A 15,996-nucleotide genomic window follows, 5' to 3' on the forward strand; every position below is an offset into this window, starting at 1 on the left:
ATAAGGATGCAGCCACGAAGGCTGACGGATATCCGGAATCCCGGATATCTGTTGGCGTTTCGCGGCTTTTTAATTTACATATGAATGAGATGAGGTCAAGTCATGCATATTCCTGATAATTATCTGAGTCCGGAGACTTGTCTGGTACTCGGCGCGGCGATGGTTCCGGTACTGGCAGTTTCCGTTCGCCGGGTCCGGGCGAAGCTGCCGGAAAGGAACGTGCCGCTGATCGGCGTCGGCGCCGCACTTTCTTTTCTGATCATGTTCTTTAATGTACCGGTACCCGGCGGCACAACGGCGCACGCGGTAGGAGGAACGCTGCTGGCTGTGCTGCTCGGTCCGGAAGCAGCCTGTCTGGCGCTTGCCGCCGCACTGCTGATTCAGAGTCTGTTTTTCGGGGACGGCGGCATTCTGGCACTGGGCGCCAATCTGTTTAATATAGCCTTTGTCATGCCCTTTTCCGGTTATGCGCTGTACCATGCGTTTGCGTCCGTCCTGACCGGCGGGAAAAGAAAGCTTGCGGCCGCCGGGATCGCGTCTTATGCGGCCATCAATCTGGGTGCGCTTGCCGCCGGGGTTGAATTCGGTATTCAGCCGCTGCTGTTCCGGGGTCCGGACGGGCTGCCGCTCTATTCGCCCTATCCGCTTCAGATTTCGGTTCCGGCGATGCTGATTCCCCATCTGACCGTCGCCGGTTTTGCCGAAGCGGCGTTCACAGTGGGCGTGCTTGCCTTTCTGCACCGGGTTTCACCGGACATGCTTCAGTCCGGGGAGGTTTCGTATAAAAAATGGTCCGGTCTGCTGCTGTTTCTGGTTATGCTGACACCGCTCGGCCTGCTCGCCGCAGCGACGGCATGGGGAGAATGGAGCGGCCGGGAGATCGGCAGACAGATCGGCTACGTGCCGTCCGGGATGACTCACGGGGTCGATTACCACGCGCTTTTTTCCGGTTATTCCATGAACGGTCTTCCACCGTTTGCCGGCTATCTGCTGTCGGCCGTTGCCGGATGCGCAATCCTGATCATTCTGTTCCGCCTGCTGCAGTCCGGACGGAGGAAGGGGGGTCAGCGGTGAAAGAGCATCTGATACTGCCGGACTGGCTGACCGGAACCGATCCGGAGACTGGCGGCACTGGGAAAGCACTATTTATTGAGAAAAATATTTCCGGTTTTGTCCGGATGCTCGCGGTGCTCCGTGAACAGCGGGATCATGGTGGTTTTCTGTCGCGGATACAGCCATGGATCAAGCTTCCCGTCGCCATCATGCTCATTTTCCTTGTTTCCCTGAGCCGGAGTGCCGCCTTTGTCTCCGTAGCTGCGGTCGGACTGCTCGTACTGATCAGCGTCCTCCCCGCCGTGCAGCTTAAAAGGATCATATCGCTTGGCGCCGCTGCTGCGGTCTTTATGGCGGTCACTCTGCTTCCGGCTGTGTTTCTCGGAAATCCCCTGCGGCTCGATCTGGTGGCAAAAGTGTGGCTGTCGGTTTCTGCGGCCGGCCTCGTTGCCATGTCGACCTCCTGGCCGGAAATGACGGAAGCCCTTAAAATTTTTCATGTACCAGATCTGTTTCTTTTTGTCCTGGATATCACGATCAAATATCTGGTGATCCTTGGCAATTTTGTACTAACCCTCTTTTATGCCCTGAAAGTGCGCACGGTCGGGCACATCTCCCGGAAGGCCCGGTCGGTCGGCGGCATCGCCGGAACCCTTTTTCTGAAATCCAGCGACATGGCCGCCGATCTGCATGATGCGATGGTCTGCAGAGGGTTTTCCGGTCATTACCGGAGAGCAGCCGTACCGGCGTTTCATGCAGCGGATCTGCTCTGTCTGGTGGTTGCCGGACTGCTGGCAGCCGCTTTCCTATTCTTGAATTAAAGGATGAGTCATGTGATTGAACTGAGAAATATTTCCTATAGTTATTCAAATCAGGTAAAAGCGCTGGATCGGATTTCGCTTCATGTGTCGCAGGGGGATTCTGTGGCGCTGCTTGGGGCAAACGGCTGCGGCAAGTCCACGCTCCTGAAAGTGATCAACGGTCTGATCACAGCGGATTCCGGAGCATTTGATTTTGATGGGACGGCGGTCAATGGACGGAAATTGAAGGACCCGCAGTTTTCCCGCCGCTTTCATAAACGGATCGGTTTCATTTTTCAGAATTCGGATGCCCAGCTGTTCTGTCCGACCGTCTATGAGGAGATTGCTTTCGGCCCTCAGCAGCTTGGAATTTCGGGGGATGAAGCCAGGAAAAGGACGGAAGACGCGATGCGGCTGCTTCAGATCAGCACACTTGCGGATCGCGCTCCGTATCACCTCAGCGGCGGGGAGAAAAAGCGGGTGGCGATTGCCGCAGCCGTTGTATTGAATCCGGATGTCTATGTCCTCGATGAGCCGATGAATAACCTCGATCCGAAAACGCGCCGGTTCCTGCGGCAGCTGCTGATCCGGCTGAACCAGGCCGGGAAGACGCTGATCTGTGCGACTCACGACTTTGAAAATGCCGGCGATATTTTTCGGAAGGCGGCCGTCTTTTCCGCCGATCATCGGCTGATTCGTGTTGATGATTATGAAAAAGTCATCCGTGACCGGGCATTTCTCGAAGCACAGAATATTATTTAATCCCGCTGATCCCGCCAGTGCAGCGCATGGACAAATACAGGATTGTCCGGATCGGCAAATGAATTTTCCAGCATTTTTTGAAAATGTGCGGGGCACTGTTCCTGAAGCAGTTTTCGGCTCGAAACGGTGAATTGCGCCAGATGATTCACCGGGTCAATGGCGGCCGTCAGCGGCAGTTCCTTGCTGTCGCCGCGTTCCAGCCCGTAATCGGCGAAAATGTGTCCGCCTTCCTGTTCCAGACGAAATCCGTTGAACTTCAGGTAATAGAAAAAGTTTTCCTCTTCCATGATGGACCTCCATTACAGGTGCAGGAATCTGCCGATCGGAAGACAGCGGGCGTCTTCACCATGACCGAGCTGCCCGGTCTGAGCCACCGGCAAGCCGTAGCGTTGCGTGATTGTCAGGACAAGCTGTTCAATTCCCGGTTCCATCGCTTTTTCCTGCAGCTCGGAAAAAGTGCCGAGCAGAACGCCGCTGCATGTGCGGAAAACCGCAAGCTGATCGAGCTGGGCCAGGAGCGACGCCATCCGTGCCGGCCCGCCGCCGAGTGCTTCAAGAAAGACGATCTTGCCCGATGGGTCGGGAAAGTAGCTCGTTCCGGCCAGTTTCAGGAAGCAGCGGATGTTGCCGCCGATCACCGTACCCGACAGTGCCTTTCCGCGCAGCCAGCGATAATTGAATGAAGGGGATTCGGGCGTCATGAAATATTTATTAAAAAAGTCCTGCTGCGCGGCGGCACATCTGCCGGCCAGATTCATGACCCGGTAGTGGCGCGAAACCTTTCCCGAACGGGTGTATAAGGCATTATTGAGGACGGACAGATCACTGATACCGGTAAAGAAAGCCCGGGAACCGCGGATCCGGTCAAAATCGAGATACGGCAGAATCTGATTGGCGCTGTCCCCGCCGGATACATCGAAAATAGCACGGATTTCCGGATCGAGAAACAGGCGCATCAGTTCCGCTGCTCTTTCCTCAGGTGACCCGCTGAACGGAGAATGAGCGCAGCGATAGATCGTTTCCGCCAGTTTTGTCCTTAGGCCAAGCGTGTGCAGTGTGCTGACGATTGCATTTACTTTTGTGCATCCGGATTCATCCAGTCCGTCTGAACACGAAATCAGTCCGACTGTATCACCGGAATTTAACAATGAGCTCATTATATTCTCCTTATGATTCGTGGTTCAGCCCTCTGCGACGCAGTCCTTTCGGATAAAAGTTTTTCAGCATGCCGCCGGACACTTTGCCCCATCCGAGCGGGAATCCGTCAATGGTGACAAGCGTCCAGCCTTTTTTGGCCTGACTGGAAACCGGCAGCGTTTCACCGCGCAGATACCGTTCTTCGTCGTCTCTGCTTCTTAATGGGAAAAGATTGCGGCAGGATGATGTCTGGAGTGCCAGGGCAAGCGAATGATTCGGCTCGAACCGGTTCTTTTTCAGCTCGCCGAGATGCAGTCCGGCACGGATGACCTTGAGTCGGCCGAATTCCGGACAGGAATCCGGCAGCAAGTAGAGCTGGCTGCCCGCCGCATAAAACCTGCCGCCGAGTTTTTGCGTCAGTGTCTGCGTTTCAAAAGTTCTGAAGTCTTTCAGCTGGTTTTCACCGGCCGGGCGGGCCGTGCGGATCTTTTTCCCGGGATCACCCTGACTTTTCCGGAGTTTTGCCACAAAGTGGCCTTCGCCTTCCAGTTGGTGCGGCCAGAGCCGGGCCGTCCGACGCAGTTGTGGATTGCCCGATTCAGTCCATTCCGGACGCCCGTCTTCGATCCCGCCTGATTTCACAATCGGCACAAGTTCCATTTCCGGATGATTCTGCAGGACTTGTTCGATCTGGCGCTCGTCTTCCTCCGGGGAGAAGGTACATGTCGAGTAGACGAGCACGCCGCCTGGACGCAGCATGGTGATCGCCTGTTCCAGAATCTCCTTCTGGAGCGCCGCACACTCCGTAACATGTGCCGGGCTCCAGTACTGAGCCGCGTCCGGATCTTTCCGGAACATCCCTTCTCCAGAGCATGGCGCGTCGACAAGAACCCTGTCGAAATTTCCCGGGAAATAGTCTGCCAGGCGTTCCGGCGTTTCGTTAGTCACCAGTGTATTCGTGATCCCCATCCGTTCAATATTTTCTGAGAGCGCCTTAGCACGTTTCGGGTAGGGTTCATTGCTGACGAGCAGTCCCTGATTGTGCATGGCACCGGCAATCTGTGTGGATTTTCCGCCGGGTGCCGCGCACAGATCAAGAACGCGTTCACCGGGCCGGGCATCAAGCGTCTCGGCGACAAACATCGCGCTGGGCTCCTGAATGTAGTAAAGGCCGGCCTGATGCAGAGCGCTTTTACCCGGTTCATCGGCTTCCGGGTAATAATAGCCGGTGGGGCAGAACGGCACGGACCGCAAATGAAACCGGGAAAGGACAGCTGTTTTTCCATCGGAGCGTTTCAGCGGATTCATGCGCAGGCCAAAGGCACGTTTCTGCTTATATGTTTTGAAAAAGGCGTCTGACTCATCGCCGAGCAGGCGGGACATTTTATTGATAAAAGCTTCAGGGAGCGGCAAAAAAAGGAACCTCCTTGACCGGATGAAACGGTTTAATCAACCGAGACGTTCACATGCGTAAACTGGCGGACGTCGAACAGGCCGGTATCGGTCAGTTTCAGATCGGGAATCACCGGCAGACTGAGAAAAGAGAGTGTCAGGAACGGATTGAATGTTTCCGGAGCACCGAGCGACGACACTGCAATCCGCAGCACCTTCTGCTTCTCAGCAACTGCTGCGGCCGGCGCATCGGTCATCAGTCCGGCGATCGGCAGAGCGAGTTCCGCCAGCACTTTTCCGTGATTCACGACGACCATGCCGCCGTCGATCTGCTTCAGCCGCTGCGCCGCGGCGATCATATCGGCGTCGCTGCAGCCGGTGACAACCAGATTGTGCGAATCATGGGCAATGGTAGTGGCAATCGCTCCTGATTTCAGACCGAAACCGCCAACAATGCCCAGGCCGATCGTACCGAGCCCCTTGTGCCGCTCGATGACGGCCATTTTGAGAAAATCTTTCCCTTCCGTAAATGTAAAAACCCCGTTGTGAACGGGTACATTCTCAACACGGTCGCGGGTGACCAGGCTGTTCGGAACGATGCCGATCACATGAGCCTTGTGTGACGGACCGATTTTAATGGTCAGCCGGTCCGGCGTTAATTCGGGAAGAACCAGCGGATGCGGTTTCGGGTGCGCTTCGGACGCCTTTTGGCTGGAAACAGCCTGCCCGTTTCCGGCAACTCTTTCCCCGCGGACATAAACCTGGCTGATGGAGAACTGTTCCAGGTCGTCCAGCAGCAGGAAATCGGCTTCATAGCCTGGTGCAATCGCCCCCTTCGTGCGCAGGCCATAGCATTCGGCCGTGTTCAGTGACGCCATTTTAATGCAGGTAATCGGATCAAGACCGCTGCGGATCGCCATACGGATATTGTGGTCGACGCTGCCTTCGGCGATCAGATCGTCGCAATATTTGTCATCGGTGCAGAAAAGAAAGCGGCGGCTGTTGCGCGCGTTGACCAGGCCGATCAGCTGGGGCAGGTCCCTGGCAACAGTCCCCTGACGGATCATCACATACATGCCGCGTGCCAGCCTGTCTTCTGCCTCGCTGATCGAGACGCATTCGTGATCCGTGCGGATGCCCGCTGTGCGATACACGTTGATCGCTCCGGCATCCAGACCGGCGCCGTGACCATCGATCCGCCACGTGTGTTTCTGCGTCATCAGCAGTTTGTCGGTCATCACCGGGTCGGCATGAAGCACAGCCGGGAAATCCATCACTTCAGCGAGGCCGAAAACATGCGGATCATCGAAAAGCGGCTCGAGGTCTTCGGCATGAAGCGTTGCACCGTTATGTTCAAATGAAGTGGCCGGCACGGACGAAGGGAGCATCACGTAAATATCGATCAGGCTGTCGGCCGCCCGGCGGAGCATGAACCGTATCCCGTCCGTCCCGAGCACATTGGCAATTTCGTGCGGGTCGACGATAGCTGAGGTCACGCCATGCGCGGCGAGTACACCGGCAAAGGCGCCCGGCGTCAGCATCGACGACTCAATATGCACATGGGCGTCGATAAGGGACGGACTGACGATCTTCCCGCCGGCATCCAGAGTCTTTTTGCCGTGATAGTGTCCAAGGCCGACAATCATGCCCCCGGTAATTGCCACATCGGTATCCAGCAGGCCGCCGCCGAAGACATCGACGACCTTTCCATTTTTAATCACTAAATCCGCCGGCTTTTCTCCTGAAGCCGTGCGGATGCGATGAATAAACGCTTTTTTCTCTGACAACAAGTGATTTCCCCTTTTCGTGCCGGAACATTCTCCGCTGATATATATAGACCATTATAACGGAAATTCGCCGGTGTGGGAAAAGACAGGGCAGACTCAGACAGCAAAGCGCAGCCTCCGGAACCGGAGCACTGCGCTCTGCAAGCTCATCATTCAGCGTCAGACGTGAAAGAACTGTCCGATCATATAGGTTACGGTCATCGTCAGTGCACCGACAATGATGTTTCTGGCAATCGCCGGCCAGCGCGGGGCGCCGCCGAGTCTGGCGCTGATGAAGCCGGTCAGTCCGAGTGCAATCAATACAGCCAGAACGGTGACCGGCACCTTAAATGCTCCGGGAATCAGTGCAATACAAAGGAAGGGGAGGATTGCGCCGATCGTGAAGGAAAGCATGGAGGAAAACGCGGCGTGCCAGGGATTGACATAATCTGCCGGATTGACCCCCAGTTCCGCTGCGGCATGTGCCTTGAGCGCATCCTTGCTCATCAGTTCGACGGCAACTCTTCTGGCCAGCTCCTCGGAGAGTCCGTTCTGTTCATAAATTTTTGCCAGTTCGTTGATTTCGCCGTCGTAGTCGTCTTCCAGTTCGGCGCTTTCCTTGGCGATCACGGCCTTTTCGGTGTCTTTCTGCGTGCTGACGGACACATACTCACCGCCGCCCATCGACAAAGCTCCGGATACGAGCCCGGCGAGCCCGGAGATCACCAGTGTCATGGTATTCGTTGTCGCGCCGGCTACGCCAATGACAATACCGGCTGTAGATACAATGCCGTCATTCGCACCAAGTACCCCTGCCCGAAGGATGTTCAGCTTCTGATTCATCCCGCCTTGAATCTGTTCTTCCAAGTGAATGACCCCTTTTCTGTTGGCCCTGTCAAAAGTGTCTGCTTCTTTTTGTGCCGGCTATAAAAAAATTCTTAACAGAGCTGAATAATTCATTAAAACCGAAAAAATGGTGTCTAACTGAGAATAGTAATCATGTTCACGACCCCTAAAACGGAACATGCTGCCACCCCGTAAGGTGACAGCATGGATTGCTTGTTTAAAATTATTATTGATTACCGCTTAATCATTCTATTATCAAATTGTTTTTTTGTCTATACAGATCGCCTGATTCCAGAATTTATTTTAATCAACAGCCTCATTCGGTCAGCTTCAGGAATTCCTGTACGTCCTGCACACAATAGTCCAGTGCCGACCGCCAGAAGTCCGGCTGTGTCAGATCGGCGCCCAGGTGCTTCTCGGCGAGCTGCTCGGTGGTCATCCGGCCGGTGTCCCGGAGAAGAGCATCATATTTTTCCGCAAATGATTTGCCTTCTTTCAATGCCCGGACATAGATCCCGGTGCTGAACAGAAAGCCGAAGGTATACGGGAAATTATAAAACGGCCAGTCGGTGATGTAAAAATGCAGTTTGGAAGCCCAGAATGTCGGATGGTACACGTCGAGCGCGTTCAGATAGGCTTCTTTCTGAGCGTTCTCCATCAGCTCATTCAGACGGGCGACACTGACGATGCCTTGTTTCCGCGCTTCATAGAAACGAGTCTCAAACAGGAAACGGGCGTGAATGTTCATCAGCAGGTCGACACTGCGCTCGAGCTTGTTGCTGAGGAAAACCAGTTTCTCATCGCGTGATTTCGCCGCGGATTCGGCAGCATCGCCGACAATCATTTCCGAGAAGGTTGATGCTGTTTCCGCCACATTCATCGCATAGTGCTGGGAGAGAAAAGGAAGATCATTCATCAGCGACTGATGATAGGCATGCCCAAGTTCATGAGCGATTGTCGATGTGTTGGTTGCGGTGCCGCTGAAGGTCATGAAAATCCGTGATTCGCCGGTTACCGGGAAATTGGTGCAGAAGCCGCCCGGCCGTTTGTTCGCCCGATTCGCCGCTTCGATCCAGCGGTGATCCAGGGCGTGCCTGGCAAAATCCGCCATTTTCGGATTGAAAGTCCGGAAATGATCGACCACAAAATCAGCAGCTTCTTCATAGGAAACTTTCTTGCTGCTGCGGATCAGCGGGGCGTCAACATCAAACCAGGACAACTTTTTCACGCCGATTAGTTTTGCCTTCCGATTCAGAAATCTGACGAGTTCCGGCTTGTATTCATTAATGGTCCGCCACATCGTCGTTAGTGTTTTGCGTGACAGGCGGTTATCATCCAGCGGTTCGTCCAGCACATCGGACCAGCCTCTGGCCTGATAGGCCGTCAGCCGGTACCCGGCAATGTGATTCAGCGTGGCCGCAAACAGATCGGCGCTATCCGACCATGCATGTTCCAGTGCGTGAAACGCCGACTGGCGGGTTGCCCGGTCGGCATAGTCAAGCAGATTATTTGCCTGGCTGACCGACAGCGTTTCCCGGCCCTTTTCCGGATGGTCAAACGGAATCTTAATTTTGTTGACGAGGGAATAGTACAGGCTGCCCCACGCATGATACCCATCAACAGCCAGGCTGCCGATCAGTTCTTCCTGCTCGGAAGGCAGCTTCTTTCTGGATTGATTTCGTCTTTCCTCAAGAGCGAACCGGATCCCTTCCATCGCACTGCCGGCGAGCAGGGTTTTCCAGTCGCTGTCGCTGATCTGTCGGAAGAGCGCGTCAAGCCGTGTGCCGCAAATTCCGAACGCCGCGCCGAGACTCTGGATCCGGCTGCTTGCCGCCAGCGCTTGTTCGTCCTCCATGTTCTGTGCGGTCAGGCATTCGGAAAAAGCCGAAGCTTCGCTCATCCGCCGGTCAATGGCTTCATAGGTGCCGATGCATTTTTGAAAAGCAGCAGTCTCTGCGCTGGTAAACGGCTGCTCCTTTTTCTTCAGATAGGTTGTCAGCGCATTAATGTCCAGTTCCAGCTGATCCAGAAAATTTTTATATTCCGGTGAGGTACTGCCGCCCTTGAAGATCGGATCAAGATCCCATTGCTGATTCAGTGTTTTCATCTGCAGATCGCTCCTTTAATTTGAACTTATCATAGCATAACCGGATCGCAATTGGCGCAGCACATCTTTGAGGTTTAACCGCCGAATGGGTTATGATGGGACCATCGGATGTATGATAAAAGTAAGGATGAGCGAAAATGATCCGTATTTTGTTTGTCTGCCTCGGCAACATTTGCCGGTCGCCGATGGCGGAAGCGGTGCTACGCCGGAAAGTCGTTCAGTCAGGCGCGGCGGACCGGATTGAGGTCGATTCAGCAGGAACCGGCGGATGGCATATCGGCAGTCTGCCGCATCCGGGCACGAGAAAGGTACTGGATAAAGCCGGCGTCTCCTGGACCGGCATTCATGCACGGCGCGTGACCCGGCAGGACTTCGATCACTTTGACCTGCTTGTGGCCATGGACCGGGAAAATGAAGCAGACTTGCTGGCGCTCGCAGGACCAGATGAGCGGCGACGGCAGAAGGTGAGACGGTTCATGGAGTTTCTCGATGACCGTAAAGGAAGGGACGTTCCCGATCCTTACTATTCAGGAAATTTTGATCGGGTCTATCGCCTGATCGATGAAGGAACCGACCGGCTGCTCCGGTTAGTGCTGAAGAACCGGATATCGTGAAACGGAATGATTTGGCCGCCTTTTCCTCCGATATTAAAATGTCCCTCTGTGCAGACTAGAAAAGTAATCCGCTTTGGATTGCAAATCGTGCAAGGAGGCAAAAGCTGATGAGCATTTATGGCAGAAGCCGAATGGGCCGGTTCATGCTGATCGGCGGCGTAATCGGCTGCGGACTGTCGCTGTTCGGGCGCGAGACCCGCTCGGTCTGGGGACAGCGCCTGTCTTCAGCAGCAGCAAACAGCGGGCGGATGGTCCAGACGATTTACCGCCATCCCGATCAGGTCGGCCGCTATCTTTCCGTGTCCGGTACACGGCTGAAAGGACTTGCCAGAGAACTTTCAACGGATTTTCAGCAGATGCTGGAGCACGCGGAGAAAGCCCGGACAAGTACGGGCAGCACCTATCAATATGCGATGGAGGCCGGCAGTGAACTCACGGAAATGGCCGGTAAGATCAGACATGCGGGACAAAATCTGATGCAGTTTAATGATCCGGTGCTTGTCGATACCGAAGAGGATGCGCTGCAGCGTCTTGAAAACGAAACGACGGTGCCGAATCCGGGGACAATGCCTGAGTACCCTGACTCTTCCGGGGGTATTTCCGGGGAAGCCGAGTGGGAACAGGGATCACTGAACGCGCATCATCACCCGTCATAATCCTTCGCTACAGGCTGAGAGGATGGAACGCGGCAATGGAGAAACGAGCAGAGAAAGAGAAATTCGGGGAAACAAAGGTTTTGATCCGGCTTTTCCGCAACCGGCTTATTGAAGATCACACAGTGGATCTTGCGGCGACATTAGCGTATTATTTCCTGTTGTCGCTTTTTCCGCTTGTGATTTTTTTATTTGCCGTGCTTCCCTATCTCGGTCTGACGAAGCAGGAAGTCATTCCATTCCTCAATCAGTATCTGCCCGGCGAAGTCATGAGCCTGATCCGTGAGAATCTTGATGTTGTTTTCACAAAAAGCGGCGGGCTGCTGTCCGTTGGCGTAATTGCTACACTCTGGCCGGCGTCCAGCGCGATCAATGCGCTGGTCAGGACACTTAACCGCGCTTTTCACGTCCGGGAGACAAGGCCTTACATCCTGACCCGCTTTCTGGCAATGTGCTTTACCGTCGCCATGGTGTTCGCTATTGCGATGACGCTGGCGGTCAACGTCGTGTCGGCGGCCTGGACAAAAACACTGTTTGCACAACTCGGCCTTTCGGATAACTTTTTCCAGTTGTGGTCCGTACTCAGTACGCTGGTCACCTTTGCCGCGATTATCCTTATTTTTGCTTTCCTCTACATGCTGGGGCCGAATATCCGGCTGAAACTGGGTGACGTCCTGTTTGGTTCCATTTTTGCCGGAATCGGCTGGCAGCTGGCTTCTTACGCCTTCTCCATGTACGTCCGCTATTTCGGACACTATGCATCGACGTACGGAACGCTCGGCGGGATTATTATTCTGATGATCTGGTTCTACATCACGGCGTTTACCGTCATTCTCGGCGGCCAGATTAATGCCGTCTACCGTGAGTTTGCCGCCCGCAGGCAGCCCCCGGGAAAGCCATAATCCTCGCTTTCAGTGATTCATCAGATCCGAGCCTGTCTCATACGTATAGCAGAGGAGGAGGGGCATCGCATGATGAAACTGAGCGATCCGAAACACCGGCTTGTCCTTGCCTGCTTATTGATCTATCTGGCGGCGGTTCTGATTCTGACGCTGCTGACGCATAACTACTATACGTACGGACGGTCCGTCAATCTGACACTGTCAAAAAGTATCCGGTTGATGCTGCGCAGCGGCGACAGCCTGCTGATTCTGAAAAATGTAGCGGGTAATGTGGCGCTGTTTCTTCCGCTCGGCCTGCTGCTTCCCGCACTGCTCCGGGGCAGATTTCGTTTTCTGAAAACCGTTGCCTCCGGATTTCTGTTCAGCCTGGCCATCGAACTTGTCCAATATTTTATTGCTTCACGAATTTTTGATATTGACGATCTCCTGCTTAATACCCTGGGTGCCCTGACCGGGGCCGTCGTCTTCAGCATGACCGTTTTCTTCCGTCACCGGATTTTCTTCTTCAGCTGACCCGGACGGTTTCACACGACTTGCGGGAACGCCCAATCTGCTGCATCACGACACTTGCGGAAACGATCAGCAGCATGCCGGCAATGCCGAAAAACAGGCTTCCTTTCTTCGCCACGCTAATCAGCAGATTGCTGACGACCGGTCCGGCCATACAGCCGATGCTGTAAGAGAGGCTCATCTGGATATTGCCGAGCGGGATCAGCCTTCGCGGCAGCATATCGCTGACATAGCCCATACTGAGCGAGTAGAGCGATCCGGTCAGCAGGCCGGCAGCGAGAAATGTGAAAAAGAATCCGGAAAAACGGACGGGGATCAGTGCGGAAACCAGAAAAGTTACGGCTCCGAGAAGCGTCAGGATCGGCAAAAGCTTTTTCCGTCCCAGCCGGTCGCTGAGCATGCCGATCGGAATCTGTGTGATTAAGCCGCCGCAAACAAAGGCAGGCAGCAGGGCGGCGACGCCATTCATGCCGAGTCCGTTTCTCAGGGCGAAGACAGGAAAACTGTTATTCAGCGACGCCTCCATAAATCCATAGCCGAATGTTGCGGTCAGGCCGGACCAGACCATCGCCGTCGTCTTCCGGTAGCGGCGGAGGCTGTCGGACAGACGGGTCCCTTGCCGGGTGGTCTGATCAGGGAACGCATTGTTCAGAAGAACCAATGGAATCAGGAAAAGAGTGCAGAGAAAGCCGGCAGTGAGAAACGGGACGGCGATACCGAAAGCGAGCAGACGGACGAGCAGCGGTCCGGTGGCGAAACCGAGTCCGAAAGCCAGTCCGTAAATGGCAATGTTCCGTCCTCTTTTTTTATGCGGACTGCCGATGGTGATCCAGGTCTGGGCGGCAAAATGCAGCATGCTGTCCCCGATGCCGACGGCCAGACGCAGGACGAACCAGAACCAGAGATTGAACCATAACGGGAACAGGAACAAGGCAAGCGTAATCAGCAGCAGACCGACCAGAAGAAAGGTCCTGTAGCCCAGTTTCTGCATCGGTCTTTCCATGAACGGGAGAGCGACAAGCATACCGATGTAAAGTGCGGTTGTCCCCGCCCCATTGACGATCGCGGGTACCCCTTGTTCTTCGAGCATGGAGGCAATCAGCGGCAGCAGCATGCCCTCCGCCGTGCCGCAAATCAATACCGCACCAATCAGTGCGGGGAACCGGAGGGTGTCATTGTAACGCTTCATGAATCTGAATCCCCTTCAAATTAATAAAGTTCGGGCCGCCGGTCTTCGAATACCGGGATTCGGGCGCGAACATCGTCAATGGCTGCAAGATCGATGTCGGCCGTCAGAACCTGTTCTTCCGCGCCGGCTTCAGCGATCACTTCACCCCAGGGACTGATCACGATCGAATGGCCGGCGAAGGTGTTCTCAGGATCGCTGCCTGATCGGTTGCAGGCAACGACGAATGCCTGATTTTCGATCGCCCGGCAGGTCAGCAGTGTCCGCCAGTGATCCAGACGCGGCTCCGGCCATTCGGCGGGGATGAATAAGACTTTTGCCCCAAGCAGGACATGCTTGCGGATCCATTCCGGGAACCGGATGTCGTAGCAGATAAATCCGGCAGCAGGGGTACCGTCGATAGAGAAGAGTCCGTCGCTGTCCCCGGCTTTCAGAAAGAGATGCTCACGCATCAGCCGGAACAGGTGCACTTTGCTGTATGCTTTGACACAGGCGCCGCTTCGGTCGAAAACGGTCAGTGTATTATAGATGCCGGAATCCGTTTTCTGGGCTGTGGAGCCGGCGATCATATTGATTTTGTTTTCTGCCGCCCATTTTCCCGCCAATTTCCGGATGGCTGTTCCGTCAGAATCTGCGGTTTCCGTCAGGTTTTCCAGATCATAGCCCGTTGTCCAGAGCTCCGGCAACACAACGACATCCGGGCCCGCCTTCAGTGCTTCCCGCAACATTTTTTCTGCACGCAATTTATTCTTTTCCGGCCGGCCGAACGCAATGTTCAGCTGGATCAGTGCAATCTTCATAACGAAACCTCCGTCTTTTATCAGCTGCCGGGGAAAATCACATTTCTTTCACCGGCGCAGCCCTTTACAAATCGCTCTTTTTCTTCGACAATAACGGTAACTGCATTTTCTATTATATATGATACAGGTTTGCTCCGGAATGGTCCGACGAGATTGAACACGAGGTGGAAGAAGCATGATTAATTTTCCTGAATCTGATGCACTGAAGAGGCTGCCGAAACAGTTCTTCGCCAGCCTGGTTGTCAAAACGAACGCAGCAATTGCCAGGGGCTATGATGTCATTAATCTCGGTCAGGGAAATCCCGACCGTCCGACGCCGCCGCACATTGTCAAGGCGTTGCAGCAGGCTGCAGAGAATCCGCTCTATCACAAATATTCTCCGTTCCGCGGCTATGATTTTCTGAAAGAGGCCATCGCTACATACTATAAACGCGAATATGATGTCGACCTTGATCCGAAAACCGAGGTTGCCATCCTGTTTGGTTCGAAAACGGGACTGGTCGAGATCGGCGAATGCCTGCTGAATAGCGGGGATACGGTATTGATGCCAGATCCGGGTTATCCGGATTATCTGTCCGGATTTGCTCTGGCCAATCTGCATGTTGAGAAAATGCCGCTGACCCGGGAGAATGCCTTCCTTCCGGATTATGGCTCTTTGCCGGAACGGGTGCTGGATCAGGCGAAACTGATGTTCCTGAATTATCCGAATAACCCGACCGCGGTAACGGCACCCGCCGATTTCTTTGAACAGACGGTGAAAACAGCTGCGGCGCACAATATTTGTGTCGTTCATGATTTTGCATACGGCGCACTGGGCTTCGACGGCAAGCGAGCGCGCAGCTTCCTGCAGACGCCGGGGGCGAAAGATGTCGGCGTCGAGATGTACACGATGTCCAAGACGTATAACATGGCCGGCTGGCGTGTCGGCTTTGCCCTTGGCAATCCAAGCGTGATCAAGGCCATCGAACTGATCCAGGATCATTATTATGTCAGCCTGTTCGGAGCGATCCAGAAGGCGAGTGCCAAGGCACTGCTCGGACCGCAGGACTGTGTCCGTGAACTTGTGGCCCGTTATGAAACCCGGCGCAATGCCTTCTTTGATGCGGCGCATAAGATCGGCTGGAATGCCGCACCGTCTCAGGGGTCGTTCTTCGGCTGGCTGCCGGTGCCGCACGGCTTCACCTCAGAATCCTTTTTCGAGTACGTCCTGGACAAAGCACATGTCGTCCTCGCTCCTGGCGTCGGGTTCGGCAAACGTGGTGAAGGCTATGTCCGGATCGGCCTGCTGACCGAACCGGAACGCCTGACCGAAGCGGTTGAACGCATCAGCAAGCTGAATCTTTTTTGAGAAAATAACTGCCGTATCCTGTGCCGCACCTGAAAACGCGGCGCAGGATTTTTTTGCCTGTCCGGGCTTTGATTCCCGCGCCAATGTAGTAAAGTTGCAACAGTGCATCAGGACTGTGCT

At 54.6% G+C, this 15,996-nt stretch carries 16 protein-coding genes; 8 read left to right on the forward strand and 8 right to left on the reverse strand.

From position 1 onward, the window contains the following. Positions 1-102 precede the first annotated feature (102 nt). The 3 genes from cbiM to D889_RS0110490 are packed head-to-tail and all read left to right on the forward strand — an operon-like array spanning position 103 to position 2,615. On the forward strand, positions 103-1,074 hold the full coding sequence (gene cbiM, locus D889_RS0110480; RefSeq protein ID WP_010632068.1) for a cobalt transporter CbiM: 972 nt from the start codon (positions 103-105) through the stop codon (positions 1,072-1,074). After that, entirely contained in the window at positions 1,071-1,874 is an 804-nt protein-coding gene (locus tag D889_RS0110485) for an energy-coupling factor transporter transmembrane component T family protein (protein ID WP_010632067.1), read from the forward strand. Before cbiM ends, D889_RS0110485 begins: the two co-directional genes overlap by 4 nt. Before the next feature lie 3 nt (positions 1,875-1,877). Beyond that, entirely contained in the window at positions 1,878-2,615 is a 738-nt protein-coding gene (locus D889_RS0110490) for an energy-coupling factor ABC transporter ATP-binding protein (protein WP_248676834.1), read from the forward strand. On the opposite strand, the gene D889_RS0110495 is transcribed toward D889_RS0110490, so the two are convergent. From D889_RS0110495 to D889_RS0110520, 6 genes are all read right to left on the reverse strand, one after another. After that, positions 2,612-2,902, reverse strand: coding sequence for a hypothetical protein (locus D889_RS0110495; RefSeq protein ID WP_010632065.1), 291 nt, complete (start codon positions 2,900-2,902; stop codon positions 2,612-2,614). The genes D889_RS0110490 and D889_RS0110495 overlap by 4 nt on opposite strands. A gap of 12 nt (positions 2,903-2,914) precedes the next feature. Continuing rightward, positions 2,915-3,772: an LD-carboxypeptidase gene (locus D889_RS0110500; protein WP_010632064.1), complete on the reverse strand. Its 858-nt coding sequence runs from the start codon at positions 3,770-3,772 to the stop codon at positions 2,915-2,917. A 10-nt stretch (positions 3,773-3,782) separates the two neighbouring features. Then, complete coding sequence (locus tag D889_RS0110505) at positions 3,783-5,165, reverse strand: RsmF rRNA methyltransferase first C-terminal domain-containing protein (RefSeq protein ID WP_010632063.1); 1,383 nt, start codon at positions 5,163-5,165, stop codon at positions 3,783-3,785. 32 nt (positions 5,166-5,197) lie between these two features. Then, a complete protein-coding gene (gene ade / locus D889_RS0110510; RefSeq protein ID WP_010632062.1) occupies positions 5,198-6,931 on the reverse strand; it encodes an adenine deaminase in 1,734 nt (577 codons plus the stop codon). 159 nt (positions 6,932-7,090) lie between these two features. Then, on the reverse strand, positions 7,091-7,777 hold the full coding sequence (locus D889_RS0110515) for a VIT1/CCC1 transporter family protein (protein WP_010632061.1): 687 nt from the start codon (positions 7,775-7,777) through the stop codon (positions 7,091-7,093). 295 nt (positions 7,778-8,072) lie between these two features. After that, positions 8,073-9,863: a M3 family oligoendopeptidase gene (locus tag D889_RS0110520; RefSeq protein WP_010632060.1), complete on the reverse strand. Its 1,791-nt coding sequence runs from the start codon at positions 9,861-9,863 to the stop codon at positions 8,073-8,075. Between the two features lie 137 nt (positions 9,864-10,000). Here D889_RS0110520 and D889_RS0110525 point away from each other — a divergent pair, with 137 nt between their 5' ends. The 4 genes from D889_RS0110525 to D889_RS0110540 all read left to right on the forward strand — a co-directional run bounded on the left by D889_RS0110525 (position 10,001) and on the right by D889_RS0110540 (position 12,545). Further along, positions 10,001-10,477 (forward strand): low molecular weight protein-tyrosine-phosphatase, encoded by a 477-nt coding sequence (locus D889_RS0110525; RefSeq protein ID WP_010632059.1) that lies wholly within the window; start codon positions 10,001-10,003, stop codon positions 10,475-10,477. A gap of 107 nt (positions 10,478-10,584) precedes the next feature. Next, positions 10,585-11,133 carry a hypothetical protein gene (locus D889_RS0110530; RefSeq protein WP_010632058.1) on the forward strand — a complete coding sequence of 183 codons (549 nt, stop codon included), beginning with the start codon at positions 10,585-10,587 and terminating at the stop codon, positions 11,131-11,133. A gap of 35 nt (positions 11,134-11,168) precedes the next feature. Continuing rightward, on the forward strand, positions 11,169-12,032 hold the full coding sequence (locus D889_RS0110535) for a YihY/virulence factor BrkB family protein (protein ID WP_010632057.1): 864 nt from the start codon (positions 11,169-11,171) through the stop codon (positions 12,030-12,032). Positions 12,033-12,101: 69 nt separating this feature from the next. Further along, positions 12,102-12,545 (forward strand): VanZ family protein, encoded by a 444-nt coding sequence (locus D889_RS0110540; RefSeq protein WP_010632056.1) that lies wholly within the window; start codon positions 12,102-12,104, stop codon positions 12,543-12,545. Here D889_RS0110540 and D889_RS0110545 read toward each other — a convergent pair. Continuing rightward, the gene (locus D889_RS0110545) at positions 12,538-13,731 is read right to left on the reverse strand and encodes an MFS transporter (RefSeq protein WP_010632055.1); all 1,194 of its coding nucleotides are present in this window, start codon (positions 13,729-13,731) and stop codon (positions 12,538-12,540) included. The genes D889_RS0110540 and D889_RS0110545 overlap by 8 nt on opposite strands. Positions 13,732-13,751: 20 nt before the next feature. Further along, positions 13,752-14,528, reverse strand: coding sequence for a carbon-nitrogen family hydrolase (locus D889_RS0110550; RefSeq protein ID WP_010632054.1), 777 nt, complete (start codon positions 14,526-14,528; stop codon positions 13,752-13,754). 175 nt (positions 14,529-14,703) lie between these two features. On the opposite strand from D889_RS0110550, the gene D889_RS0110555 reads away from it, so the two are divergent. Further along, on the forward strand, positions 14,704-15,876 hold the full coding sequence (locus D889_RS0110555; protein ID WP_010632053.1) for a pyridoxal phosphate-dependent aminotransferase: 1,173 nt from the start codon (positions 14,704-14,706) through the stop codon (positions 15,874-15,876). The last annotated feature ends 120 nt before the right edge of the window (positions 15,877-15,996 follow it).

Origin of the sequence: Sporolactobacillus vineae DSM 21990 = SL153, assembly GCF_000377985.1 — a bacterium.
GTDB lineage: Bacteria > Bacillota > Bacilli > Bacillales > Sporolactobacillaceae > Sporolactobacillus > Sporolactobacillus vineae.

Bases quoted from the DNA above. Each gene is read 5' to 3' on its own strand.
- cbiM (WP_010632068.1), top strand. From the start codon at position 103: ATGCATATTCCTGATAATTATCTGAGTCCGGAGACTTGTCTGGTACTC.
- D889_RS0110490 (WP_248676834.1), top strand. From the start codon at position 1,878: ATGAGTCATGTGATTGAACTGAGAAATATTTCCTATAGTTATTCAAAT.
- D889_RS0110495 (WP_010632065.1), bottom strand. From the start codon at position 2,902: ATGGAAGAGGAAAACTTTTTCTATTACCTGAAGTTCAACGGATTTCGT.
- D889_RS0110500 (WP_010632064.1), bottom strand. From the start codon at position 3,772: ATGAGCTCATTGTTAAATTCCGGTGATACAGTCGGACTGATTTCGTGT.
- D889_RS0110520 (WP_010632060.1), bottom strand. From the start codon at position 9,863: ATGAAAACACTGAATCAGCAATGGGATCTTGATCCGATCTTCAAGGGC.
- D889_RS0110525 (WP_010632059.1), top strand. From the start codon at position 10,001: ATGATCCGTATTTTGTTTGTCTGCCTCGGCAACATTTGCCGGTCGCCG.
- D889_RS0110530 (WP_010632058.1), top strand. From the start codon at position 10,585: ATGAGCATTTATGGCAGAAGCCGAATGGGCCGGTTCATGCTGATCGGC.
- D889_RS0110535 (WP_010632057.1), top strand. From the start codon at position 11,169: ATGGAGAAACGAGCAGAGAAAGAGAAATTCGGGGAAACAAAGGTTTTG.
- D889_RS0110540 (WP_010632056.1), top strand. From the start codon at position 12,102: ATGATGAAACTGAGCGATCCGAAACACCGGCTTGTCCTTGCCTGCTTA.
- D889_RS0110545 (WP_010632055.1), bottom strand. From the start codon at position 13,731: ATGAAGCGTTACAATGACACCCTCCGGTTCCCCGCACTGATTGGTGCG.
- D889_RS0110550 (WP_010632054.1), bottom strand. From the start codon at position 14,528: ATGAAGATTGCACTGATCCAGCTGAACATTGCGTTCGGCCGGCCGGAA.
- D889_RS0110555 (WP_010632053.1), top strand. From the start codon at position 14,704: ATGATTAATTTTCCTGAATCTGATGCACTGAAGAGGCTGCCGAAACAG.